Raw genomic sequence first — 25,343 nt, forward strand, 5'->3', positions numbered from 1 at the left:
CATGTCGAGCACGTCGAAAGAGCCTGAGGGCGCAGAGCGCGACGGTACGAGCCAGGCGGGGCGCGCGCTCGCCGCGCTCGATCCCAGCTACGTCTCGGTGGACGAGCGCACGTCCGGGGAGCTCCTGGCGTTCGCGCGCGCCTACGGCAAAGAGCTCACGTACTACAATGCCAGCGGTGAGCCGGATGGCGACTGGAGCGGATTCGTCGGCTCGAAGCTCCGGCCCGAGGACGTCGCGGCGTTCCTCCAGAACCCCGAGAAGTTCACCCCCGAGGCCGCCCCCGAGCTCTATCGGCCGCATTTCGTCCTCTTTCTAGCGTTCCTGCAGTTGCTCGAGAAATCCCGGGCCGAGCTCAACACGCTGACCGGACGGCACCTCGACTTCTACTATCGCCAGGTCCTGCGGATAGCCCGGAGGCCGCCCATCCCGGATCGGGTGAACCTGATCGTCGATCTCGCCTCTGGCGGCCGAGAGGTCCTCTTGCCCGGCGGAACGCTCCTCGACGCCGGCCCGGACAGCCTGGGACGAGCCCGGATCTACACGACCGATCGGGATCTTATCGTCAACCGGGCGCAGGTCGAAAAGATCAGCTCTCTCTTCATCGATCGACAGCGCATGGGGCTCCGCCAGGTCACGAGCCGCTACGCGAACGACAAGCCGCGGGCGTGCGAGGCGATGTTCGCTCTCGCGATCGGAGATCCGCTGCCGCCCTATCCCGGCGACGGGGCGCTCGTCGACTACGCCAAGCTGACGAGCCTTCTCGCCCTCGTGAAGCGCTCGGAGAGCGACTTCTTCATGTCGCCCCCCACGCTGCGCGACCTGATGAACCGGAAGAAGCTGCGCGCCGAGACGCCCTCCGAGTGGATCGAGATCTACGCCGCGCTGGAGCTCGCCGGCACGAAGAAGAGGGGCGCTCCGTTCACGCTCGCCCGGAGCTCGCGGGACCTGGAGGCGAACCTCCAGGAGGCCGTGGGGCCCTTCACATACGGCACGCTCCCCCAGGTGAGCACCGTCGACGATCTCTACGAGCACCGGGTGCGCGTCGACGTCCAGGCGTTCATCCAGGGAACCTTGTACTTCGAGATCGCCGACTTCGAGCAGATGATGCAGCGGAAGAGGCAGTTCGACGCCGCGTGGGGCGAGATCAATCGCATCCTCGAGAGCGCCGGGCAGAAGAAGAGAAACGATCCGACCTACCGGCTCACGCCCACGGACGTCACGGCCTTTGCCGACAACGCCAAGGCCGCCGTCGGCACGGACGGTATCGAGCCGTACTGGAGCGGCGTGCTGGTGCTCGAGGCGTACGTCCACATGCCGGCGGAGCGCTTCGCCATCGCCATGGGCGAGATCCTCGACACGCCGGAGAACGAGTGGAACCAGGTATTTTCGATCCTCGAAGAGGCCCACCGGGAGAAGCTCCGCAAGGACCGCAGGGACGAGCTCCGGCGGCTCCACGAGGGCGCTCCGCCGGCGCGGCTCGTGGACCTGATCCGGTACGTGCTGGGCGAGGCCCCGAGCCCGGAGGACGACCCCGCCGCGATGGACCGCCTCGAGCCCTATCTCGGCAAGACGGATCTCGCCAAGCTCCAGTCGTCCGCGACGACGAGCGACTGGGAGTCGATCTATACCCTCCTGGAGATCGCCCAGCGCAATCGGCTTGGCGAGCCGTCGGCGGAAAAGGAGGAGTGGTTCAACCTGTTTCCGGCGGAGGACGCCACCACGGTATCAAGCCGCCCGAAGGGCACCGCGGGAGGCGCTCCCGCATGGGTCACCTTCGGGGTGGCGCAGCCCTCCTCGAGCGCGGGCCCCGCTCCCGCGCCCGTCCTCGGCTGGGCCCTCTGCTCTCCGATGCTGGTGCTCGGCGAAGGCCAGCGCATCATCACGCTCACCCTGGGATTCAGCCCCGCGCACACCTCGCTCGAGGACCTCTTCCCGCAGGGCGGAGAGTCTCCGCTGCTCTTCCAGCTCAGCACCGCCAAGGGCTGGGTCGAGTGCTCTTCGGTCGAGGTGCTGACCGGTTCGTACAAGGATCTGACCGGCGCGACTCCCAAGGACAATCCCCTCGGCGTTCGATTCACGCTGACCCTGGGGGCCAGCGTCGACCCGATCGCGGCGCCGCCTTCGGGACTCGCGGGGATAGACAGCCCGTGGCCCGTCTTGCGGCTGATGCTCCGGCCGATCTGGAGCGAGGCGGACAAAAAATACGTGATCCGCTACCGGGAGCTCGGCGACCTCCTGATGGTGTCCGCGCACGTCAAGGTGGAGGTCCAAGGGCTGAAGTCCATCCAGCTCCAGAACGACGAGACGACGCTGGACGCGAAGAAGCCCTTCGAGCCGTTCGGCAGCGCGCCGGACGTCGGTTCACGCCTCCTGCTCGGACACCCCGAGGTCGCCGGCAAGAAGCTCGACAGCCTGGCCTTCAACTTCCAGTGGATGGGGGCGCCGGCGGACCTCGCAGCCCATTACGCCAACTATCCGTCTGCCCCCTTCACCTTCACCACCAGGGTCAGCTTGATCGACGGGCGCGGGGCGACGGAGCTCGCCAAGGCAGCGCCGCTCTTCGGCGCCAAGAGCTCCGATCCGACCTCGATCGCCGTCACCATCGCCCTCGCCGCGGCCGGCGCGGCCGACCCCCAGGCGCTCGTCGAGGGCTCGCTCGATCAGGACCTGTCGACCTCTCGGCGCTACCTGCAATGGGAGCTGAACGCCCCGGATTTCCAGCACGGGAGCTACCCTGGCGTGGCTTCGAGCAAGGCGCTCGCCCTGTCGGTCGCCGTCGCCAATAACCCGGCGACGGTCCACGCCGCGGCGTACCAGGTGAACCCGCCTTACACGCCGAAGCTGAAGAGCCTGACGCTCGACTACGCGTCTTCGCTGGAGCTCCGTTTCGACGGCGCGCCGCGCGCCGCGGGCGGAACACCCGTTGATCGGGTGTTCCACGTTCATCCCTTCGGCACCTGTGACGGGGAGAGAGAGCGATCGAGCGCCGGCCTTCCCTTCCTACCCGAGTACGAGAACGATGGCGAGCTCTACCTCGGCCTGCGCGACCTCTCCCCGCCCCAGACCGTCTCTATCCTCTTCCAGATGGCGGAGGGCAGCGCCAATCTGGATCGGCCGCCGCAGCCCGTCCGCTTCAGCTACCTGAGCGGCGACCGCTGGATTGCCATGGATCACCAGCTCATCTCGGATACGACGCGCGGTCTGATCAACTCCGGGATCGTCGAGCTCGCCCTCGCTCCGGTGGAGCCCAGCACCCGCCTGCGCGGCGATCTCTACTGGATCCGCGCCGCCGTGCAGCGGGACACACGGAGCCTCTGTGACACCATCGCGGTCCACACCCAGGCGGTGTCCGCCACCTTCGTCGACCACGACAATGCGCCGGATCACTTCGGCGAGCCCCTCCCCGCCGGGACCATCACCAAGCTCAGCTCGGCGATCCCGCAGATCGCGGGCGTGCGCCAGCCCGACACCTCCTACGGGGGCCGGACGGCGGAGGGCGCTGACACCTGGGCCACGCGCGTCAGCGAGCGCCTCCGCCACAAGCAGCGCGCGCTCACGGTGTGGGACTACGAGCGGCTGGTCCTCGATCGGTTTCCGGAGATCTACCGCGCCAAGTGCGTCCCTGCGACGCTCGGCGAGCCCGGGAGGGTCCAGGTCGTCGTCATCCCTGATGTCCGGAACAAGCTGCCGGCCGATCCCTTCGAGCCCAAGGCGCCGGCGAACCTGCTCGCGGATGTGCGGGAGCACCTCTCGGCGCGGGCCCCCGCCTCCGCCTCGATCGCGGTCGTGAACGCCCACTACGTGGCCGTCCGCGTGCGCCTCGGCGTGCGCTTCCGGGCCGACGGCAACGACGCCTACTACACCCAGCGGCTCAACGACGATCTCAACCGGTTCCTCGCCCCCTGGGCCTACGCCGAGGGCGCCGATCTCGCCATCGGCGGGAGGATCTACGCCAACAGCATCGTCGATTTCGTCGAGCGCCGCCCTTATGTGGACTTCGTCGCGGGCATCAAGCTCTTTCGCAGCGACGACGGAGAGAGCTTCCAGAGGGTGCCGCCCCCGGCCGACGGGAGCGGAGCCTTCGTTGGAACGACGAGGCCCGACGCGGTCCTCACCACAGCGCGGGAGCACCTGATCGACATCCTCCGCGAGGGTTTGTTCGAAGAGGCGCTGTTCACGGGCATCAACTTCATGAAGCTGGAGCTCGATTTCTTCATCCAATAGAAGCCTGGGATCATGCTCAGGCGCCCGAGACGACGTGTTGACCGCTCGGTGAGAAAGGCAATCGCACACCATGGAAATCAACAAGAAGAGCCGTACGGAGCTGAAGGCGTACTTCGTCAAGAACGCCCTGCCGACGGCGGGCAACTTCAGTGATCTCATCGACGCCGCGCTGAACCAGAAGGACGACGGCCTCGCCAAGTCGGCCGATCAGCCGGTGCAGATCGCGGCGTCGACGGCCGGCGACAAGCCGGCGATCCACCTCTACGAGAGCTTCGCGACGGACACCAGGCCCGCCTGGGTGCTGAGCCTGCAAGTCGACGGCAAGAAGGGCCTCGGCATCGGCGACGGCGACGGCAAGAACCGCCTCTTCATCGATGGCGCGACCGGAAACGTCGGCATCAACGGCGCCCTGACCGTGACGGGCGCGACCACGATCACCGGCCTGATGAGCGGGGCGCCGAACGACTACGCCAAGGCTCAACCCACGCTGAGCGGGGGCGGCACCGTGACCTGGGGCGGCTGCGGTCAGAAGCTGAAATGGACCAGCCGGTTCCTCGTCATGGGCGCAGAGAGCGGAAGCACGTTCAGCGACGGACACATGAGCATCAGTGCGTCGGCCGCCAACCTGTCTGTCGTCCAGGACTGGGACGGCGCGGCGCGCGCCTCCGACGCGACCGGCGTTGTATTGAACTATTATGAGGCCCTGTATGCGGTCCACACGCCCGGGGGGAGCAACCTCGCGGTGACGCTCCGGATCGTGAGGCACAACAGCAGCTTCAAGGCGCCGAGCAACTGGATCCTGGTGGCGGTCGCCAACAACGACGACAACACCGTCAAGCTGGGGACGGGCGAGATCCTCGCCGCCAAAAGCACCATCTCCAAGGGCGCGCTGGTCCCGACCGGGACCATCGTCATGTGGTCCGGGGCCGCCGCGACCGTCCCGGATGGGTGGGCGCTCTGCGACGGCAACAACAACACCCCTGATCTGAGAGACCGCTTCATCGTCGGGGCCGGCAACGCCACCTATCCCGTCGGCGCCAAGGGCGGCGAGGCGACCCACACCTTGACCGTCAACGAGATGCCGAGCCACAAACACGATGCCTTCGCCAGCATCGGCAAAGACGATAGTAATTTCTCCGGCGGCGGTACCCCCGACGGCCAGAACATTCCGTTCGGTCGAGGCGACACTCCCAATTACACCACCCAGAGCACGCAAAACACGGGCGGCGGGGCGCCGCACGAGAACAGACCTCCTTATTACGCGCTTCTCTTCATCATGAAGCTGTGAGGCGACCCGAGGTCGCCCGCCGGGCGGGCGCGGGGTGAACGCGTAGAGAGGACCGGAGTCGTACGATGGACTATGAATTCTTGCGCCAGGAAGGGATCCGCCAGCTCGAGCGGATGACAGGCGGGCAATGGACGGACTATAACGCCCACGATCCGGGGATCACCCTCCTGGAGCAGCTCTGTTATGCTCTCTCGGATCTCGGCTACCGCACCGGGTACGAGATCCCGGATCTGCTCGCCGACGGCGGAGGCGATCCGTACCGGAGCCTCCACCTGCCGGCGGAGATCCTCACCTGTCACCCGGTGACGCTGGCCGATCTCCGCCGGCTCGTCCTCGACGTGGAGGGCGTCAAGAACGCCTGGGTCGAGCCGGCCACGGCGGAAGCGCTCCAGCTCTACTATCTTCCCGTGGAGCAGGAGCTCCGCCTCGCGCCCAAGGACAGCGCCTCCGAGCCGGTCCGCCTGCGCGGCCTCTACCGCGTCCTCATCGAGGCGTCGGAGCGCAGCCAGGACACCCAGGTCAGGGCCAGGGTCGCTCGAAGGCTCTACCAGAGCCGTCCTCTGTGCGAGGACTTCGCGGAGATCTCGGTGCTGGAGCCGCAGCTCATCGAGGTCGAGGCCATCGTGGAGATCACGCCGGTGGACAACCCCGCGGCGCTGCTGAACGAGATCGGCCGCGCGATCGCCGACGAGATCTCGCCGCCCGTCCCCTTCGCGACGCTCTCGCAGACGCTGGACGCCGGCACCAGCGTCGACGCGACGTTCGAGGGACCCCGGCTCGAGCGCGGGTTCATCTCCGACGAGGCGCTGGCAAGCGCGACGCTGCGGACCGTGATCCACACCTCCGATCTGATGCGCGCGATCACCAGCGTCGCGGCGGTGCGGGCGGTGAGCCGGATCAGCGTCTCCACGGGCGGCGCCAAGGAGGATTGGTCCCTGTCGGTCGACCCGGCTCGGGTCCCGAGGATGAACCTCGATGCATCGATGATCACCCTGATGAGCGCCGGGAGGGTGATCGCCCAATCGAAGCCGGAGGGCGCGCCGGACGCCCCCCGGGGCGCGGGCGACAGCGCGCTCGCGGTGCCCGCGGGGCGCGACCGGAACGCCGGCGCGTACACCTCGGTGCAGCAGCACCTCCCGATGCTCTACGGGATCGGCGAGATGGGGCTCGCGGACTCGGCGACGCCCGCGCGCAAGGCGCAGGCGAGGCAGCTCGCGGCGTACCTGATGTTCTTCGATCAGCTCCTCGCCAGCTCGTTCGCGCAGCTCGCCCACGTCAAGGATCTGTTCTCCCACGGCGGCGACACGCGGACGTATTTCACGCAGGCGCTGGACCAGCCCGGCCTCCGGCTCGAGGAGATCTGCGCGCTCGACGACGGGCACCGGGCCCGGCTCAGAGACCTCGTGGAGAGCCCGTCTGAGGTCGCCTCCCTGGAGCGGAAGAACCGCTTCTTGAATCACCTCCTGGCCCGCTTCGCCGAGCCGATCGGCGATCACGAGGCGGCCTCCACGCCGAGCTCTCAGGCGGAGCGCGCGCGGCGCAAGCAGAGCCTCTTGCAGCGATATCCTCGGATCAGCAGCGCGCGGGGGACGGGGTTCGATTGCCTCGCGCCCGGCGGCCTCGCCAACATGTCGGGGCTGGAGGAGCGGCTCCGCATCTCGCTCGGTCTCGCCGGAGACGAGGAGATCACCGTCGTCGAGCACATCCTGCTCCGTCCGATGTCGGGCGACGAGACTCAGGAGCTCCCGGCGCCGACGGACGCGCCCACGGAGAGGCCTCCCGCGGTGCTCTCGGCCGCGCGGGAGAAGGATCCCTACTCGCTGCGATTGACGTTCGTCCTCCCCGACGGGGTGGGGCGCTTCAGCGATCCAGCGTTCAAGCAGCTCGTCGAGCAGGCCCTCCGCGCGGAGACTCCGGCGCACCTGACGCCGTATGTCCTCTGGATGGCGGCCGACGCCTGGGCGGCGTTCCGGACTGCTCACGGGCAGTGGTTGCAGAAGCGGCGGGACGTCCTCGCCGCGACGTTGGGCGTGAACCTGGAGGGGCAGAGCTCGTAGAACCATGACCATCGCGAGACCTATCGATGTGCGCTGCGCCCGGGACCGAGTCATCGATCTCCTGCAGATCGGGGAGACCACGCCGATCCGGGACGTGAACGTTCAAGAAGCGCAGCTCACCGTGGACGTGGGCGCTCCCTGCGAGATCGACATCGATCCCGCCCAGGCAGGCGTCAGGTACGAGCTGTTCGACGGCGACGCGGCGGTGGCGCCCGCCTGCTCCGTGGACGGGACCGGGGAGACGGCGGTCCTCAAGGGGCCGATCATCGACAAGGAGGACAAGACCTTCAGGATCCACGCGAGGAAGCTCGATCCCCTGACGCGCGCGACCTTCCTGCTCCAGACCGCGACGGTGAAGGTCGGGCTGGCCACGGGGCTCCCCGTCTCGACCCCCGAGCTCGCCCAGGTGCCTCGTTGCGTCGACTACGGGAGCCGCGTGGTGGTGAGCATCTCGGACAGCCAGGCGGGCGCGACGTACGGGCTGATCGACGGCGCGGGGCGCCCGATCCCCATGACGCCCCCCGAGCGGGTGAGCGGGAACAAGGACGGCGCCATCACGCTGACGGCCAGTCGGGTGACCGAAGACACGGTGATCCGGGTCGACGTCCAGAGGACGTTCGACGCGAGCGAAGGGCGCGAGACGCTGAACGCGGTGCTCACCACGGAGCTGCCGATCGCGGTCCGCGCCAATCGGGATCTCGTGGTGTCGGCCGTCGGATCACCGGTCCTGCCGCAGGGCAGCGCCACCATCACCATCGCCGCGAGCCAGCCGAGCGTGCTTTACAGCGCCCACGTCCGCGCGCTCTCCACCGTGGACTTCGTGCCCGGCGCGGGGCCCACCCAGAGGGCGATCGCCGTCCCCGGCACGTCCTGCGAGGTGTACACCCCGCGTCCTCCCGCGCTCTGGCAGGCGCCGGCCGGCTCCGTGCAGCACGGGGACGCGATGCCGGGCAACGGCGGCGTCCTCGAGCTCGGCGTGGGGCCGCTAGAGGACGACAGCATCGTCGTGGTGCAGGCGCGCAAGATCCACGCGGAGGCCGGCGCGCCGCTCGAGTCCGCGGTGCAGCTCGAGCAGGCGGTGGTCGTCCTGGTGAGGCCGGAGTCGGTGCCCGCGCTCGAGCTCGCGCTGTCAGCGAGCGCCGACGGCACCCGCGGCACGCTGCTCGTCTCGGGCGGCCAGCCCGGCGTCTTCTACCACTTCTACCCGAGCAACGAGGCCAGCGAGCTGGGCCTGCCCGCGTACTTCCACCGGCTCGACGAGCGCGACCCGTCGTTGAACAAGGGTATTGCGGCGACCGAGCCGGAAGGGTCGGACCAGGTTCCTCGCCGGGGGCTCCGGGTCGAGATGGATCTCGTGATCACGCGCGATCCGCCGGCGCCTGCGGCCCTGGACCCGGCGCGCGTGCGCCCGCTCGATCCCCTGGTGGACATCGCGCCGCTGCCCGTCGGCGACGCGGTGGACGTGATGGCCATCAAGGCTCGCACCGGGATCGGGTGGCTCGTCAAGCGATCGGTCGCGATCACATCGGTCACCGATGGGGGCTCGTCCAGCGAGCTGGGCTCTGCCCCCGAACCCCCGGCGACAGAGCCGTGACCGCGCCGCGCCACCAGATCCGCCGGCAGATCCTGGAGGTGACCGTCCAGGATCACGAGGCAGCGTGGCGGCTGCAAACCGAGCTCGGCCGCATCCACGCCCAGCGACTCGAGGCGCTCATCGATCGGTGTTGCACCCAGCTCGGCGCGCCGGACCGCCTCCAGCGGATCGCGCTGGTCGAGGTGGATCTCGGGCGGCTCGACCCCGACCACCTGGAGCGCGATCTGGTCGACAAGCTCGGTCCGCTGCTGCAGGAGGCGCTGGCCGCGCGGATCCGCGAGGAGGACGAGAAGAGCGCCCTCCGGGGCAGCGATCCCGAGGTGATCTCCCGGCTGGAGCTCGTGGCGTTCTTCGCCCGCACCGGCACCCTCCCCTGGTGGGCGGACACCACGCGACCGCGGCTGCTGGACGAGGCCCTGGGGTTGCTCCTCCAGCGCGCGGCGCGCCCGTTCGCGGCGCTGATACGGGCGCTCGAGCGCGAGCGCGGCGCGCTGACCAGGATCGTCCGCCACGGTCACGACGCGCGGCTCTGGGCGCTCTTTGATGCTCTCGTGGCGTCCTCGCAGGCCGACCTCCCTTCGATGCCGGTGGAGCTCGGAGCCCTGCTGCGCGCGTACCGGGCGGTCGCTGGGGCCACGCCGGTCGGCTTCCGGGCGTGCGTCTGGACGGGCGCGCTGCGGACGGCGTGCGTCGAGGAGAGCCCGAGCGACGGGCGCGTGGGCTTCTGGCGCGACGCGCTGGCCCGGATCGCGCTGGAGGCCGGCGTGCCCCTCAAGTCTCTCCTCGCGGGGCTCCACGCGCCCCTGGGGCCGAGCCCATCGGCCTGGCCGGGCGCGCTGGGGGCGGTCGGGCAGAGCCTCGGCGTAGGCGCGCTGGGGGCGGTCGGGCAGAGCCCCGGCGCGGGCGTAGAGAGGCCGGTCCGGCAGACGCAGAGAGAGGCTCCGTCGCGCGATCCGGGGGCCGCGGCCGCGGACGAGGAGCTGTCCGTCGATCCAGCGTACGGCGACTCCGACGAGGTCTACGCGGACCACGCCGGGCAGAGCCCCGGCGCGGGCGTAGAGAGGCCGGTCCGGCAGACGCAGAGAGAGGCTCCGTCGCGCGATCCGGGGGCCAGGGCCGCGGACGAGGAGCTGTCCGTCGATCCAGCGTACGGCGACTCCGACGAGGCCTACGTGGACAACGCCGGGCTGGTGGTGCTCTGGCCCTTCCTCGGGCACCTGTTCGAGCGCCTGGGGTTGATGGCAGACGGGCAGATAGCCGATCAGCGCGCTCTCCACCGCGCGGCCGGCCTGCTCCAGCACCTCTGCACGGGGGATCTCGAGCCGGCCGAGCACCAGCTTCCCCTCACGCGGGTGCTCTGCGGCATGCGAAGGACCGAGGTCTTCGACTTCGGTCCTCCGGTCACCGAGGCGGAGGCCGAGGAGTGCATCCACCTGCTCACGGCGGCGATCGAGCGCGCCCCGATCCTGAGGGACATGTCGATCGCCGGATTCCGTGGCTCGTTCTTGATTCGCAAGGGCGCGCTCGGCGTCCGCGACGGCGCGTGGTTCCTGCGCGTGGAGCGGGCCTCTCACGACGTGGTGCTGGATCGGTTTCCCTGGGGGATGAGCTGGGTGAAGCTGCCCTGGATGGAGGCGCCGCTCTGCGTGGAGTGGTGACCGCGGCTTCGTTGATCGCACAATTGGCGGTGACGCGCGGGGCCGCCTCGTCTCTCAGCCCGCGCCGAGGAGAGTCTCATGCAAATCGCTGTTGACCGGTCCACTCCGAAGATCTCGCAGAGCGCCGCTCGCACGTCGCGGGCCCGCGCTCCGGCGCCGCTGCCCATGCGGAGGAGGACGATGACGTCGGCGCGACCGCCGGCCGAGCCGGCGCCGGCCGAGCCGGCGCGCGCGGCGCTGGAGCGCGCGTTCGGGGCTGAGTTCTTTGCGTGCGCGGCCACTGGGCCCAGCGTGGGGGGCGGGAGCGGACCGGACCGCGCCGTCAATTCCACGGGGATCCCGTCGCCGGTGAAGGCCAAGATGGAGGCGGCGTTCGGGACCGACTTCTCCGGCGTGCGGGTGCACCCGAGATCGTCGCGCGCGACGGCGCTGGGAGCGCTCGCGTACACGCAGGGGAGCGAGATCCACGTGGCGCCGGGGCGGTGGGCGCCGGAGACGAGGCAGGGGCAGGAGCTGCTCGGGCACGAGCTCGCGCACGTGGTGCAGCAGCGGGCGGGGCGCGTGCAGGCGACGGCGCAGTACAAGGGGATAGGGCTCAACGACGCGCCGGCGCTGGAGGCGGAGGCGGACACGCTGGGAGCCAGGGCGGCCGCAGGGGCGGTCGCGATCCATGACGGCAGTCCGGTAGGTCTCGACAATAGCGGAGTCCACGTCATCCAGCGGAAGACGGTCGTGAAGTGGACGACGCAGGATTTTGAATACAACGACGCCAGCGGGAACCTGGCCAGCCAGGTCGTCGGCAAAAAAATGGACGCGGACCTCGACCCGGCCGATCTGAGGACAGGAAACCACACGACCAGCCGGGAGATGGAGGACCTGTTCGCGGGCCTGAAGGCCCACTGGGACCCGGGATCAAAGCGCTGGGTGCGCGGCCACCTGCTGAACGACAACCTCGGCGGCCCTGACGTCGATACCAACCTCTTCCCGATCACCGGTCATGCCAATGGCGAGCACGAGCGCGAGGTAGAGAGTCATGTAAAAGCATGGGTGTCGGCAAAGAGGCCTTGCCGCTACAGTGTGAACGCATGCCAGGATAGGGGAAATGTAGGTCCCCTGAGAAATGCGGGCGGAAGACTCGAGTGCTATGCCGAAACGACTGACGGAGGCTCTCGTCAGGTGGTGTACAAGACGATCTACTCGAAGCCAACGCCAATACCAAATCAGGCGCCGCATGGATGGCAGTTCTCCGACGTGGATACACACGACCACAACTGGTTTTGGCGCAATAACACGGAGAAAGGCAGCGGCACGAAGGGCATCAGAGGGCTGCCGCGTCCGGCCACGGGGATGAAGAGGAGCGCGGCGGCAGCCTGGGAAACCCAGCATGAAACCAAGCGCTGGTTCTATGGTCCTGATTACCAGATGTGATTCTTCGCGCGCGTACGGTCGAGGCTGGTGGGTCCGAGTTGCTCACGATGCCATCTTGCTGGCGAACGCGTGGGACAAGGCGCTTGCCTGGGAGCCGACCTTCGCTGTCGCCGGCTCGGTGAAGCACCGCGCCGCGCTCCTCGACGCGCGCCGCGCAGCGGCCTCGCCGCGCTGACGGAGCTTGAAGGAACACCAGTTTAATTTCTCTTAAGATGACGACGCTCGGTCTCGTCGGTTTCATAGGGAGACGTCACCGCCGAAAGGGACCTGCCATGTCACGGAACGTCTTCCTGTTCGAAATCGCCGCCGCGCGGGGCGACGCGGAGGAGGTCGAGCGAGCCCTGCTCTCACGCACCTCGGCCTTCGCGCTCGGAGACTTTCCCACGCTCGATCCGGCGCTCTTCGCGCACCGGATCCTGCGCGGGAAGGGCGCGTCGTACACCTGGGAGATCGGGCTCGACGAGATCGAGGAGGCCCGGCGCGGGGAGCTCCACGCCGCGCTGCTGGAGCAGATCCAGACCTCGCTCGCGGGCGTGGCCGAGCTCCGATCCTCCGCCGCGTACGCCGACCCGTCGCTCCCCGCGCCCGGCCTCGATCCCGCCCGGGCCAGGGGGGGACGGGGCGGGGCCCTCTCGTTCGCGGACGGCGATCTCCCGGTCTGGGAAGATCACGCGCGCGGCTCGGGCGCGGTGGAGGCAGGGAGCGCGCTGCCCGAGGATCTCACCGCCGAAATCGCGCAGTTCCGCGCCGCCGTGCCGGTCGAGCCGGGGCTCAAGCCCTGGGGCGCAGGGCACGTCTACACAGGCAGCGCGGACAAGGATCACCTCGCCTACCTGCACAGGTATCTCGACGCCCGGGCGGCGAAGGCGAGCCCCGCCGATCGGCGGAAGATCCTCGCCTTTCGCGCGCTCCAGGCACGCGAGGGCAGCACGGCCGCCATCAACACCTACGATAACCAGATCGTCACCTGGGGGACGGGCTGGGGCGGTCTCGGCTGGCTGGGCAAGGTGATGGAGCGGACGACCGCGAACGACGCCGTGCGCGAGGCGCTGGGCGCCGCCGGCGTCCGCTACCGCGGCAGCAACGTGTACGACGTCGTCGATCTCGACTCCGGCATGGTCGTCACCGGAGGCAAGGAAGCGCTCGAGATCCTGCGCCGCTCCGTCTCGCTCCTCCACCGGCTGATCGACCTGGCCAGGAACCCAGCCACGCGCGACGCGGTGACCGAGGCCCAGCTCCGCACGTTCATGGATGGCTCGGGCACCATCTGCGGCGCCGACGCGATCGCGACGCAGGCGCTGTTCAACCTGATCGCGCACCTCAAGCACTGGGCGCCCGGGTACGTGATCGGGTGTCTCGAGTGGGCCGTACCGCAGCTCGGCCCCGGGTCGCCGTCCGAGGAGCGCGACCGGCGCCTCGCCGCGCTCGTGGGCCGCTACTTCTACGGCAAGGCGCGCAAGCACAGGTGGATCCCGGACTTCAGGCAGTTCCGGCTCTACTTCCGGCACATGAAGGACGACGGGCTCGATTGCCTGCACGAGCCCTTCCTCCAGGCCGCGGGGCCTCCGGCGGATGACCCGTTCGCCGCCGCGGCGGACGCGCCCGCGGCGGCGCCCCCGCCAAAGGCGCCGAGCCCGCCGAAGGATCCGCGCCTCACGCGCGCCCCCCTCGCCGGGCAACCCGATCTGGAGAGCGTCGCCTCGGGCCGGGGCGCGCTCCGGAGAGGGGCGAGGGGACCAGGGGTGAAGGCGCTGCAGGAGGCGTTGATCGCGCTGGGCGAGAGCGTGCCTGGCGGCGCTGACGGCGCGTTCGGTCCGGGCCTCGAGGCGGCCGTCAAGCAGTTCCAGGCCGAGCGCGGCCTCGCCGCCGACGGCGTGATCGGCGCGGCGACGCTCGCGGCCCTCGACGCGGCCTTAGTCGCGGGCGCGGCGACCCGGGCGGCAGGCGCGGAGACATCGAATCGAACAGAAGAGGAGGAGCACCGATGACCGCAGAGAAGAGCGATGAAGGCGTCCCGCCGCAGGCGGGCGTCCCCGCGTGGGTGGACATGGACCCGGCGCCCGCCGAGCCGCCCGAGGAGTGGCTGGCTCGCCCGGTCGCGTTCGCCGACGACGAGCCACCACCGCAGCTCGTCCGCACCGTGAACCTGCTGGAGGCCCCCGAGCACGACCTCCGCGGGCCGGAGGACGCCGAGGGCCTCGCCGAATTCCTCGTCTCCCGCGCGAAGGAGGGTATCGACGACATCTTCTCGCACCCCGATTACGACACCGCCGCGGGCGACGGCGAGGACTGGGCGCGGGCCGTCGCCGAGCACCAGACCGGCATCCCCTACACGATGCCAGCGTACTTCTACGGTGCGCAAAAGAGGGTCGCCGGGGCCATCAAGGACGGCGGCCGCTACCCGATCGTGGGGCAGTGCCAGCAGTCGGTGACCACCGCGCTCTGCCTCGGCGGCTGGGACGGCGGCCCGTACGGCGACATCGGCTGCGGGACCGACGCACAGCCGGCCGCGGCCAGGCTCGGCGACGGCTGGACCGACGTTCCCAGGGTGCTCGCCGACTGGCCCGACGATCTCTGGGAGAAGGTCACGGTCGGCTCGTGCCTCTTCTGGTCGGCGTCCGGAGCCGCCGGGGCCGGGAGCGGGCACGTGGCAATGGTGATCCGCAAGCACCCGATCGAGCGCAAATGGCAGCTCTGGGACACCACCACCTCGTTCAACGATCCCGTCGTGCACCCCACCTCCGCCAGGGGCGCGCGCATGCTCTGGGAGTCGCACTGGTGGCCCTTCATCTCGCCGGCGCTCTCCAGGGGTCAATGGTTGTTCCGCGGCATCGCCAGGATCGACGGCCTCGGGACGGTCAAGAGCGACGTGAAGCCGCGCGGGCGCGCCCGGCTGCTCCTCCGGAGCCGCGGCGACGGCAAGCTCCTCTACCGCTCGGCGTGGATGTCGATGGAGGACGAGGGCCTCCCCATCTCCTGGCTGCTCCGCTCCCTGCGCGGGGCGCCCTTCCACGATCGGATCGAGCCCACGTGGTGCATCAACTCGAAGTCCGACGCGCCGACCCCGAGCGCCCCGGACAACCGGCCGCTGCTCGACGTCTTCTGCGACCCGAAGGGCAACGCGAGGATGTCGTGGAGCCCGGCCCAGGGCCTGCACAACCGCCCGCACCAGGCGGACTGGGCGCCGCCCGCGGCGATCCGTCTGGCCGCGCTCAAGGGAGCTCGATGAACCCGGGAGACAACGCCATGCGTACCCTCATCCTCAGTGATCTGCACCTCGGCAACGGGGGTGACTACGACGTCTTCGCCGGGGGCGAGGCGCTGCCCGCGTTCCTCGACCTGATCGCGCGCGAGCCCGCGCGGGTCGTGGTCAACGGCGACGGCGTCGACTTCCTCATGAACGAAGACCCGCTGGAGCTCGATCGGGCGCGCGCCGCCGCGCAGGCCCGCGCGATCGTCGCCGCGCCCGAGAGCGCCGCCGTGCTCAGGGCGCTCGGGCGCGTCCTCGCGCGAGGCGGCGAGGTCATCATCCGCCTCGGCAACCACGACGTGGAGCTCGCCGTCCCGGAGGTGCAGGAGATCCTGCGCGCGGCGATGGAGCAGCCGCCCGCGGTCGCCGCGCGCCTCGCCTTCCAGCTGGGCGACGCCCCCGCGATCCTCGACGTGGGCGGCGCCCGGATCCTCGTCACCCATGGCGAGCACAGCGACAACTGGAACAAGGTCGACTACGGGCGCCTGGCCCGGCTCGACCGGTTCAGGTACGCGGCCGGCTCGGTCCTCGTGAAGCAGCTCATGAACCCGATCGCGCGCCGCCACGGCCTCCGCTTCGTGAGCCTGCTCAAGCCCGATTTCCAGGGCGCGGCGCTCGCCGCGCTCGCGGTCGCGCCCGGGATCGTGAAGCAGCTCTTCAGCGCGGCTTCGCTCGACATCGCCTGGCAGCTCTTCAAGAAGGCGGGGTCGGCGGCCTCCTTCGCCGAGGAGGAGGAGGATCTCGGGCTCGCCGAGAGGTTCGCGGAGGCCGGCCTCGGGGCCGAGGAGACGGCGGCGGTCGAGGCCACGCTCGGCGACGGGCCCGCCGCGTTCGCCGACGAAGAGGCGATGTCGACCGCCAGCCTCAAGCTCGCGCGCGCCGGCCTGAAGCTCTACGCGGGCGTGCAGCGGAGGCTCGCCGGCACCCTCGGCGACGAGTACTTCCACCTCGAGCCCGACGAGGCCGAGTGGGCCGACGCCCAGCGCCTGGCGAGGAAGTTCGACGCCGGCGCGGTGGTGATCGGCCACACCCACGCGGCCCGCTGGAAGGCGGCCGACGGACTCGTCTTCGCCAACACGGGCACGTGGATCTGGTTGATGCAGCTCCCGCGCTCCGACGCCGGCGACGAGGCCTGGGCCGAGTTCCTCGAAGAGCTGCGCCAGAACCCCAGGCTCCTGCCCGAGAAGCAGAGGGCGGCGAGGACCCTCCAGCGGTTCACCGCCGTGCTCCTCGACGCGCACGAGGAAGGCGGCGCGGCGATGTGGCTCGTGCACTGGGACAATGGAGAGCTCCGCTCCCTGGGGGCCGCGCGCGTGCCCCCAGGGAGCGCGGCGCGCTGAGAGGAGAAGCCATGTCCGACATCGAGCTGCTCCTCTGCCATGCCGACGATCAACGCCCCGTCCTCGACGAGGGGCTGCCGCTCGAGTCCGCCGCGGACGAGGCGCAGCCCGGCGGTGAGGACCTGGTCCACGATTTCGCCGACTTCTCGGACGATCCCAACGATCTCTCGCTCCAGCGCTGGTCCGTCATCGCGCCCGAGGGGCCCGCGGGCGACGCCCTGCTCGCGCTCGTCGAGCCCCTGATCCGGAAGCGGGAACAGGACCAGGGCGCGCCCGTCGTGCCCTATCGCGTCCCCGCCGGCATGGACGCGGACGCGGCGATCCGGTGGAGCAAGCACGTCTATCATGACGAGTCGGTCGCGCTCGAGGATCTGCCGCGGTATCTCCTCGTGCTCGGCGACCTCGACGAGGTCTCGCTCGAGCTCCAGCAGGCGATGGCGAGCGAGGCGCTGGTCGGTCGCCTGGTGTCCCGGTCCGCCGCGGGCTACGCGGCGTACGTGGACAAGCTCCTCTCCTCGGAGCGGGCCCCCTCGGTGGAGGCGCAGGCGCGGGCGCTGTTCTTCACCGCGCAGGACGGCACCGCGGCGACCTCCATCGGCCACAGAGCGCTCGTCGCGCCCAGCGTTCAGCGGTGCCGCGACACCCAGCGGAGGGGCGGCTTCAAGGCGAAGGACATCGAGGAGATCGGCTATGAAGGCGCCGACGCGGCGAGGAGCGCGCTCCTCGAGCAGATCGAGAGGCCGGAGCCGTCGGTGCTGTTCACCATGAGCCACGGCCTGGGCGCGCCCCGCAGGGGATGGTCGTCGGCGGACGAGCAGCGCGCCGTGCAAGGGGCGATGAGCCTGGGTTGCGGCGTGCGGATCGCGGCCGAGGACCTCGGCGACAGGCCCTTTCTGCCCGGCGGCATCTGGTTCTTCCTCGCGTGCTACGGCGGCGGGACGCCGGCGGCGAGCGCCTACCACCACTGGCTCGCCAGCCTGCGCGACGCGGGCGGCTTCGGCGGGCGCGTCGACGGCGTGCTCGCCGGCCTGCCCAGGCCGGGCGATCGGCCCTTCATCGCCGCGCTGCCGCAGGCCGCGCTGGCGAGCCCGCGGGGCCCGCTCGCCGTCATGGCCCACATCGATCTGGCCTGGACCTACAGCTTCCAGGACATGGGGCCCGACGGCAAGGACCGGGCGTCGCGCTTCGAGGGCGTCTTCAGCTCGCTGGTGAAGGGCGCGCGCGCGGGCAACTCGTACAACGAGCTCCTCCGTTACCTGGGGAATGCCAACCACGAACTCGCCGCGATGTATAACCAGGAGGCCAGGGCCGAGATGGCGGGCAAGCCCCTCGCCCCCGACCAAGGCCGCGCGAAGCGGCGGGCGAACCTGTGGATGCTCCGCGAGGATCTCGCGGGGTACGTCCTCCTGGGCGATCCGGCGGCGCGGCTCGCGATCCACCGCGACAGGGGAGCCGTCAGGGCCGCGCCCGCGCCGGCGGAGGTGCACGCGCGCCTCCCGCCGGTACCCGCCGCTCCGCCCGCGCCGGCCCGCGCGCGGGATGGGGCGCGCATGCAGCGCGCCGTCCACGAGAAGATCGTCGGGGAGGAGGGCGACAAGAAGATCGCCGAGAGATACGGTATCACGCGCGAAGAGCTCCAGCGCTTGTACGAGGCCTACTGCAAGGCAGGGCTCGAGGCGCTCGGCGAGCTGCCGTAGAGAGACGCATGGTCGAAGTGGAGCCCCACGCCCCGCCGGCCCGACGCTCCGCCGAGCCGCCACGCAGGGCCCGGCGGCTCCTCGGCCTGCGGCCACGCCGCCACGGTCGCGTCGACCTCAGGAGCCGGCTCCTCAGGGACCAGCTCTGGACGCTCGCGCTGCTCGCCCTGCTCATCCTGCTGCTGCTCGTGGCGCTCACGGCCACGACGCGCGCTCCCGTCCAAGAATGGCCTGCCTGGGGGTACCGGACCCTCCTCGGTGTCTTCTCCTTTGGCACCCTGGGAGCGATCTTCAGCGCTGCTCGATCGCTCAAGAGCTCCTCCCTCCGGGCCAGGATCCACGCTCAGGTTTTGGACGAGCGGGTCACCCTCTCTCGCGCCGTCCTCGGGGCGCTGCCCGGGCTCGCCGCCTATGCGTTCCTCCAGTCGAAGGTGCTGAACCTCGGCGACGCCGACAACAGCAAGGCCTTCGCGATCGCGTTCATCGCCGGCTTCAGCGAGCGGCTCGTGCTCAAGGTGGCGGAGACGTTCGCCGGGCAGAAGGCGAAGTAGCGACGCCAGCGACGCGCCGCCTCGATCACGGGGCAGAGCGCGTGACCTGAGATCGCGCGCGCTCGGTCCTCGGCGAGACGAACCGGATGACGGCGCGCGGCGCGAGGCGGTACCCGTGCTCGCTGCGCTGGATGACGTCCCTGAGCCCCATGCGGCGGAGCTGGGTCAGCGCCACGTAGACGCGGTTGGCCCCCGCGTCCGCCATCGGCCGCTCACCGGGCCAGCCGGCGTCGAGCAGCTCCTGGAGTGAGAGCGAGGCGTCCGGCGCCTCGTCGTGCCGGTCGACGAGGGCCGTCACGATGCGGCTGAGCGCGTGCCCGAGCGTGTGTTTCACACCGTCCTCCGTCGCGATCCAGCGCACCTCGAAGCCGAGGAACAGCGTGGGCGGGCACGCCGGCACCGCGTCGCTCGAGAGGAGCGGCAGCGCCCGACCGGCGAGCAGGCTGGCGACGAGCGACGCGAACCCCTCAGGATCAGGCGCCTCGCTGCAGGGCACGACGAGACGGAGAAAGTCCGACGCGGCGTCCGTGCCCTCGGCGCTCTTTCGCGCCTGCGCCGGCGCGCGGCGGACGCGCCGCTCGCGCCCCCCCAGACGCTCGGAGGGATCGAGGTCCATCGCGCGGGTGTCCCGGGCGACGTCGCGTGCGCTCGCCGCGCTGCCCTGGACCGCGTGGCGGAGCGACAGCGCGAGGAGCGACAGCGCGGTGTCGTCGCCCGCCGGGGTCGGCTCGCCGCCTGCGGCCACCTCGGGCGCCTGGAACTCAAGGACCCTGTCGACCTGCTCCTGTCCGGCTCCTTCGAGCGGGGCATCCCTCCCATAGCCGATGAAGTACCAGCGCCCCTCGCGCGAGAAGAGGACGTCAGCGCACGAGACGCGACCGATGCAGACGGGCCGCCCGCGCTTCGGGTCGGTCACAGCGTGGGCCGCCTGCATCGCCTTGCGGAGGCTCGCGATGAGGCCAGCCGCGCTCCCGGGCGGCACCTTCCATCCGGCGTCGTTCAGGAGGCTGGTGAGGTCGACGCCGTCGATCACGGCGTCGCAGGCGAGCTCGATGTACGGCGTCCCGTCGGCGACCCCGCGCGCCGCGACCTTCGGGATGAGCGGATGGTCGAGGAGCGCGTGGACGCGCTCGATCTCGGCAAACGCAGCGTCCGCCCGCGCCGCGCTGGCGGCCGGGCCGGGCACGATGACCACGCAGGCTCTCGCGTCTCCGACGCGCGTCGCCGAGACGACGTGGAAGCCGTCACGACAACGGATGGGACGTGGGTTCATGTATCTACCGAGCCATCGTGAACGAGAATCGCTGATGAATCCCATGATCGTATCCGTTCTCCGCTCGCGCACGCTTGCCGGCGGACATCATTAATCACGTCCCATGGCCAAGCTCGCCGATGCGTCCTTAATTATTTTTCAGATGAGAATCTCGTCCGCTGCGTTCTAAAAGACCAAGGAGTCAGACACGGCAGGGAGCACAACGTAGCGAGGCTTGTCCTTCGATGTGGCTGGAGATCGAGCTCGACATCAGCGGTACTGAGGTGCGCGTCAGCGCGCGTGGCAGCCGGGGAGAGCGCCCCCCGGCGCACGCGATATCTGCCGAGCAGGGCTTGGATGCCCTGCAGACGTTCGCGAGCAAGGTCGGGAGGGCGGTCCGCGGCGGCAAATCGCTCGATCCAGCGGCGGTGAGCGACTCCCAGGTGCTCCACGAGGAGGTCTTCAAGGGGGAGCTGCGCGACGTCCTCGTGCGGCTCGGCGAGGCGTCGAAGGGGGGACCGCTCCTGGTGCGGCTCTTCGTCCGCGATCAAGCGCTCCAGACCATCCCCTGGGAGGCGCTCTGCAGGCCGGGGACGTCCGAAGGGTTTCTGGGGACCGACCCCAGGGTGCTCTTCGCGCGCGGCGTCACCTCGTCGGAGCCCTGGGAGCCGCGCGAGGTCAAGGGCGCCGTCCGGCTGCTCGGGATCGCGCCGGGCACCGGCGAGCGGGCCCTCGACGTGCTGCGCGCGGCGCTCGCCCCGGCGATCGACGCCGGCGAGATGGAGTGGCTCGATCCGATCGCCGGGCAGGAGATCAGCGCGCGGGTGCTCTTCGACAGGCTCCGGCGCGGCAAGAGCCCACACGTCGTGCACTGGCTCGGTCACGGCGGCGTGGATCTGTCGGGCAAGCCCGTCCTGCGCCTGGCAGACGACGAGGACGGCGAGGAGACATGGATCACCGCCGAGGCGCTGGGGCGCGAGCTCTCCGCGGCGTTCTGCGAGGAGCTGCGCCTCGTGATCCTCGAGGCCTGCGAGGGCGCCAGGGCCGGGGCGCTCGGCAGCGCGGCGGAGATCCTGGCCAGGGCGGGCGCGGATGCCGTCGTGGCGCACCTCTGGCCGGTGAGGGCCGACGTGGCGCGCGCTTGCTCGACCGAGCTCTACCGCGCGCTGACAGGCGCTTCGCTGAGCCAGGGCGACATCGGCGCGAGCGTGGCGGCGGCGCGGCGGACGCTGCTCTCCCAGAGCGCAGAGGCGTTCTCGCCGGTCCTGTACCTCCGCGGCTCGGACTCGGTGGTCTTCAACTTCCAGGGCCGCCGCGTGGCGAGGCCGGGGAAGAAGAGCAGGTCGAAGGCCCTCGCGCCCGCGCTCCAGAGCCTGCTCGAGCGGCCGTTCACGATGGTGCTCGGCGATCTCGAGGACGATCGCGCGGCGCTCCAGAGGGAGCTCGAGCAGTTCATGCAGGACAACGGTGAGCCGGCGACGCCGGGTATGTCGCTGAGCGCGCTCACGCAGCGCTGCGTGCTCCGGTTCGGGCAGGAGGTGCTGCATTCGCTCTTCCAGCAGGCGCTGACCGCTTCGCCCGGGGCGACGGCCCCGCCGCTCGTCGACGCGCTCGCGCGCTTCGTCCGGCCGGGGGTCCACATCACGCTCCTCTGGCGGCCCTGCCTCGAGCACGCGATCGCGCAGAAGCTGCCGCAGCGGACCGTCTACGCCATCCAGCCGTCGCTCCTCGGCGCCGGCGGCAAGCCGCGCATCGTCAAGCGCGCCGCGGGGGCGACCGCGTGGAAGATGGAGCCCGTCACGCCCAGGCGCTTCGATCTCGAGAGCGAGATCGTCGTGCTCCGACTCTATGGCGGCTACTCGGCGGAGCCGCGCCCCATCTTCTCGCCGCCGCTGCTCACCGAGGACGATCACATCCACGGCCCCCTCGGCGCCGACGGCGCCCGGCCGCCGCTATGGATGGAGGAGCTCCTCGCGCGGCCGCGCGTCCAGCCCGGCCTCTTCGTCGCGCTCTCGAGCCTCGACTTCCGCCACCGCATGCTGCTGCGCTGGCTCTACGATCAACGCCCGGCGCCCCCGGACAGCCTGGCAGTCCTCGCGGCCGGGGTCGAGAGTAGCGAGATCGAGATCTGGGGCAACGGCGGCGGGCTGCCCGGCACGGGCCACATCGCGGCGACCACCGGAGATCTGGCGGAGCTCGCGGCTCAGCTCGACGCCTTCGCGGTGGAGGATGCCTCGTGACACACGCCCCCTTCCCCGGACACCCGCCGCACCGCGACAGTGAGTACCGGCGTGATATCGAATCTCCGCTTCTGGGTGGTTCCGGCGGTGACGAGGTGGTAGCGCCGTCGCCCTCCGGCCTCTCTCACGGCGCGGCCGAGCGACGGCCCGCGCTCGACCGGGCATTCCAGGCGAAACCCCTCCGCGATCCCTCCGTCGGCGCGCTCCTGCGCTGCTGGGTCGAGCAGCGGGAGGAGCTCCTCCGCGCCTGCCGGCGCTCTCTCGGCCGAGAGGACGGTGAGGAAGCGTTCAGCCGAGCGACGGTGTCGATGCTTCGGGCCACCGCCCCCGCAGAGGGCATCCGAAGGCCGGCGGCGTGGCTTCAGGCGATCGTGCGCCATGCCTGCGTGGACCTCCATCGCGAGCGGACGCGGCGCGGAAGACTCCTGCTGCTCGTGGACGAGGATCTCGGCGAGCTCGCGGCGGCCCCCCACGCCGCTGCCGGCGATCCCGAGCGGACCCTCCTTGAACGGGAGACGCTCGCCCGGCTGGAGAGGGCCGTTCGCGCCCTGGCTCCGACGCTGCGGGATCCTCTCTTGCTGCGCGTCGAGGAAGAGCTGTCGTACGCGGAGATGGCTGCGCTCCTGCTCGAATCGGAGGAGAACCTGCGCAAGCGCGTCAAGCTCGCCCGGCAGCGCGTGCGGTGTTCGGTGCTCCTCCAGCGAGAGCAGGAGCCGCGCTCCGGCCGGAACCAGCCCGCCGCTCGCGCCGGCCGCTCCGGCCTGCGCCGGGGCAGAGCGGGCGCCGCGGCGGACACGGATCCTGTCAACCCGAGCGCCGAGCCGTCGCCATCGAGCAGCCAGCGACCATGAACGCCCACGAGGACCGGCTCGACCTCCTGCTCGCCGACGCCGACGAGCGCCGCCCCGTGCTCGACGAGGGGCTGCCTGGCGACACCGCCCAGAGCGCGCCGAGGCCCAGGAAGGGCCGCGACGCCAACCACTGGCGGCGCACGGACGCCGATCGCAACGACCTGACCCTCCAGAGATGGGCCGTGATCGCGCCCGAGGGCCGGGAGGGCGACCGGATGATGGAGGCCGTCCAGCCGCTCGTCGCGCTGCGCGAAGGCGAGCAGGGCGCGCCCGCGCGCGTATATCGCGTGCCGCAAGGGATGGACGCAAAGCGATCGGCGGACTTTCGGAGAGAGATCTACTGGGCCGAGGAGGTGGCGGAGGAGGACAGGCCCCTTTACTTGATGATGCTCGGCGACCTCCATCACACCTCGCTGGAGCTCCAGCACGCGCTCGCCAACGACGCGCTCGCGGGGCGCATCCATTTCGCGGACAGCGCGGGAGACACCGATCTTGCCGGCTATGCCGCCTATGCCGAGAAGGTCGTTCGCTATGCGCGGCGCGGCACGCCCGAGGCCTCGCCGGATCTGCTCTTCTACGTCACGCCCGACGGCTCGGCGGCCACGGTCACGGGCAAGGCCAGGCTCGTCGGCCCGAGCCTGGCCACATCGACCGAAGCGAGCGAGAGAGGCAAGCTCCCCGCAGCCTCGGTGCGCGAGGTCTCCGCCGGCAGCGTGGACGACCTGCTCGCCGGGGGCGGCGGCGCTCGGCCCTCGGTGCTGCTCTCGGTGAGCCACGGGCTGGGCGCGCCCCGGCGTGGCTGGCGCAGGGAGGAGGACTCCTGGCGGCGCCAGGGGGCGCTCGTGATCGGCCACGACGAGATCCTCGACGCCGAGCGGCTGCGGGGCCAGACGTTCTTGCCGGGAGGGATGTGGTTCTACCTGGCCTGCCTGGGCGCGGGCACGCCGGCGGCGAGCGCCTATCACACGTGGCTCTCGCAGCTCGCGCAGGAGGATCGTTATGGTGGCAGCCTGAAGGCCGTGTTGCACAGCCTCCCCGCGTCCGGCCAGCGCCCCTTCGTCGCGGCCCTGCCGCAGACCGCGCTGGCTAACCCCGCGGGGCCGCTCGCGATCATCGGTCACGTCGACCTTGCGTGGACCTACAGCTTCTCGAGCACGACGAGCCTGTCGGAGGGCAAGAAGTCCCGTATCTATCGCCCCCTCGAGGTGCTGGTCCGCGGCAGTCGCGCGGGGATCGCGCTGGAGGCGCTGATGGAGCTCTACCGCGGCGCGAACGACGAGCTCGCGCAGAGCTACCAGATCGAGGCCGACGCGCGCGCGGCGGGCCGCGCCGATCCCACCGATCGCGCCGATCGCGCCCACCTGTGGATGCTGCGCAACGATCTCCGCGGCTACGTGCTGCTCGGCGATCCGGCGGTGCGGCTGCCGCTCCAGCAGCTCGCGCTGCGAGCCGAGGTGCCTGCGCCCGCGCCCGCGCCCGTCGAAGTGCGCTCGACACAGGCGGAAGAGCCGGCCACCGACGCTGCGTCCGCGACCTCGGCGCCGGCGCGGGAGGCGGCCGTGCTGGCGATGATCCGCGGAGACGAGGCACCGCGCGCGATCGCGGCGCGCGTCATGGTGTCGCTGGAGACGTTGTGGACCTGGGTCGACGCCTATCGCGCGGGCGGGCGCGAGCGACTCGGCGGGTGATATGGCTACCGGTTCCACGTCGACGACGGCTCGGGCGAGGTCACTGTGTTCGTCTATGCCGGAACCGGCATCGACGTGAGCGGCATCGCCGCGGGGGACGACGTGGAGATCACCGGGTTCAGCGGCCAGTTCCTCGATCACTACGAGGTGACCCCGCGTGTCCCCTCGGACATCGAGGAGCGCTGAGCCTGCCTCGGGACGACGAGGCCTGATGGCCTCTCTTG

16 protein-coding genes are annotated in these 25,343 nt (G+C 70.6%); 15 read left to right on the forward strand and 1 reads right to left on the reverse strand.

Annotated features, from left to right (window positions below; translation table 11 throughout):
* Window position 1 precedes the first annotated feature (1 nt).
* The 11 genes from WMF36_RS35535 to WMF36_RS35585 all read left to right on the forward strand — a co-directional run bounded on the left by WMF36_RS35535 (window position 2) and on the right by WMF36_RS35585 (window position 19,088).
* Window positions 2-4,225: a baseplate J/gp47 family protein gene (locus WMF36_RS35535; protein WP_437575250.1), complete on the forward strand. Its 4,224-nt coding sequence runs from the start codon at window positions 2-4 to the stop codon at window positions 4,223-4,225.
* A 70-nt stretch (window positions 4,226-4,295) separates the two neighbouring features.
* Window positions 4,296-5,513 carry a hypothetical protein gene (locus WMF36_RS35540; RefSeq protein ID WP_437575251.1) on the forward strand — a complete coding sequence of 406 codons (1,218 nt, stop codon included), beginning with the start codon at window positions 4,296-4,298 and terminating at the stop codon, window positions 5,511-5,513.
* 65 nt (window positions 5,514-5,578) lie between these two features.
* On the forward strand, window positions 5,579-7,570 hold the full coding sequence (locus tag WMF36_RS35545) for a hypothetical protein (RefSeq protein WP_437575252.1): 1,992 nt from the start codon (window positions 5,579-5,581) through the stop codon (window positions 7,568-7,570).
* Window positions 7,571-7,574: 4 nt separating this feature from the next.
* Window positions 7,575-9,164: a hypothetical protein gene (locus WMF36_RS35550; protein ID WP_437575253.1), complete on the forward strand. Its 1,590-nt coding sequence runs from the start codon at window positions 7,575-7,577 to the stop codon at window positions 9,162-9,164.
* Entirely contained in the window at window positions 9,161-10,822 is a 1,662-nt protein-coding gene (locus WMF36_RS35555) for a contractile injection system tape measure protein (protein ID WP_437575255.1), read from the forward strand. Before WMF36_RS35550 ends, WMF36_RS35555 begins: the two co-directional genes overlap by 4 nt.
* A gap of 180 nt (window positions 10,823-11,002) precedes the next feature.
* Window positions 11,003-12,250, forward strand: a complete 1,248-nt coding sequence (locus tag WMF36_RS35560; protein WP_437575256.1) for an eCIS core domain-containing protein — start codon at window positions 11,003-11,005, stop codon at window positions 12,248-12,250.
* Window positions 12,251-12,522: 272 nt separating this feature from the next.
* On the forward strand, window positions 12,523-14,238 hold the full coding sequence (locus tag WMF36_RS35565; RefSeq protein WP_437575257.1) for a peptidoglycan-binding domain-containing protein: 1,716 nt from the start codon (window positions 12,523-12,525) through the stop codon (window positions 14,236-14,238).
* Complete coding sequence (locus WMF36_RS35570) at window positions 14,235-15,479, forward strand: hypothetical protein (RefSeq protein ID WP_437575258.1); 1,245 nt, start codon at window positions 14,235-14,237, stop codon at window positions 15,477-15,479. The genes WMF36_RS35565 and WMF36_RS35570 overlap by 4 nt, the downstream gene beginning before the upstream one ends.
* 17 nt (window positions 15,480-15,496) lie before the next feature.
* Window positions 15,497-16,840 carry a metallophosphoesterase gene (locus WMF36_RS35575; RefSeq protein ID WP_437575259.1) on the forward strand — a complete coding sequence of 448 codons (1,344 nt, stop codon included), beginning with the start codon at window positions 15,497-15,499 and terminating at the stop codon, window positions 16,838-16,840.
* 11 nt (window positions 16,841-16,851) lie between these two features.
* A complete protein-coding gene (locus WMF36_RS35580; RefSeq protein WP_437575260.1) occupies window positions 16,852-18,537 on the forward strand; it encodes a hypothetical protein in 1,686 nt (561 codons plus the stop codon).
* 8 nt (window positions 18,538-18,545) lie between these two features.
* Window positions 18,546-19,088: a hypothetical protein gene (locus WMF36_RS35585; RefSeq protein WP_437575261.1), complete on the forward strand. Its 543-nt coding sequence runs from the start codon at window positions 18,546-18,548 to the stop codon at window positions 19,086-19,088.
* 25 nt (window positions 19,089-19,113) lie between these two features.
* Here WMF36_RS35585 and WMF36_RS35590 read toward each other — a convergent pair whose 3' ends face one another.
* Entirely contained in the window at window positions 19,114-20,361 is a 1,248-nt protein-coding gene (locus tag WMF36_RS35590; protein WP_437575262.1) for a hypothetical protein, read from the reverse strand.
* Between the two features lie 332 nt (window positions 20,362-20,693).
* On the opposite strand from WMF36_RS35590, the gene WMF36_RS35595 reads away from it, so the two are divergent.
* The 4 genes from WMF36_RS35595 (at window position 20,694) to WMF36_RS35610 (ending at window position 25,305) form a co-directional block, all read left to right on the forward strand.
* Window positions 20,694-22,580, forward strand: a complete 1,887-nt coding sequence (locus WMF36_RS35595; RefSeq protein WP_437575263.1) for a CHAT domain-containing protein — start codon at window positions 20,694-20,696, stop codon at window positions 22,578-22,580.
* A 95-nt stretch (window positions 22,581-22,675) separates the two neighbouring features.
* Window positions 22,676-23,431 carry an RNA polymerase sigma factor gene (locus WMF36_RS35600; RefSeq protein ID WP_437575264.1) on the forward strand — a complete coding sequence of 252 codons (756 nt, stop codon included), beginning with the start codon at window positions 22,676-22,678 and terminating at the stop codon, window positions 23,429-23,431.
* Entirely contained in the window at window positions 23,428-25,119 is a 1,692-nt protein-coding gene (locus WMF36_RS35605) for a hypothetical protein (RefSeq protein WP_437575265.1), read from the forward strand. Before WMF36_RS35600 ends, WMF36_RS35605 begins: the two co-directional genes overlap by 4 nt.
* Before the next feature lie 45 nt (window positions 25,120-25,164).
* Entirely contained in the window at window positions 25,165-25,305 is a 141-nt protein-coding gene (locus WMF36_RS35610; protein ID WP_437575266.1) for a hypothetical protein, read from the forward strand.
* Window positions 25,306-25,343: the final 38 nt, after the last annotated feature.

This window comes from Sorangium sp. So ce887 (assembly GCF_051521455.1).
Classification (GTDB): Bacteria; Myxococcota_A; Polyangia; order Polyangiales; family Polyangiaceae; genus Sorangium.

Coding starts and splice junctions, on each gene's coding strand:
- WMF36_RS35545 (WP_437575252.1), top strand. CDS start 5,579: ATGGACTATGAATTCTTGCGCCAGGAAGGGATCCGCCAGCTCGAGCGG.
- WMF36_RS35575 (WP_437575259.1), top strand. CDS start 15,497: ATGCGTACCCTCATCCTCAGTGATCTGCACCTCGGCAACGGGGGTGAC.
- WMF36_RS35585 (WP_437575261.1), top strand. CDS start 18,546: ATGGTCGAAGTGGAGCCCCACGCCCCGCCGGCCCGACGCTCCGCCGAG.
- WMF36_RS35540 (WP_437575251.1), top strand. CDS start 4,296: ATGGAAATCAACAAGAAGAGCCGTACGGAGCTGAAGGCGTACTTCGTC.
- WMF36_RS35565 (WP_437575257.1), top strand. CDS start 12,523: ATGTCACGGAACGTCTTCCTGTTCGAAATCGCCGCCGCGCGGGGCGAC.
- WMF36_RS35535 (WP_437575250.1), top strand. CDS start 2: ATGTCGAGCACGTCGAAAGAGCCTGAGGGCGCAGAGCGCGACGGTACG.
- WMF36_RS35560 (WP_437575256.1), top strand. CDS start 11,003: ATGACGTCGGCGCGACCGCCGGCCGAGCCGGCGCCGGCCGAGCCGGCG.
- WMF36_RS35570 (WP_437575258.1), top strand. CDS start 14,235: ATGACCGCAGAGAAGAGCGATGAAGGCGTCCCGCCGCAGGCGGGCGTC.
- WMF36_RS35580 (WP_437575260.1), top strand. CDS start 16,852: ATGTCCGACATCGAGCTGCTCCTCTGCCATGCCGACGATCAACGCCCC.
- WMF36_RS35590 (WP_437575262.1), bottom strand. CDS start 20,361: ATGAACCCACGTCCCATCCGTTGTCGTGACGGCTTCCACGTCGTCTCG.
- WMF36_RS35605 (WP_437575265.1), top strand. CDS start 23,428: ATGAACGCCCACGAGGACCGGCTCGACCTCCTGCTCGCCGACGCCGAC.
- WMF36_RS35550 (WP_437575253.1), top strand. CDS start 7,575: ATGACCATCGCGAGACCTATCGATGTGCGCTGCGCCCGGGACCGAGTC.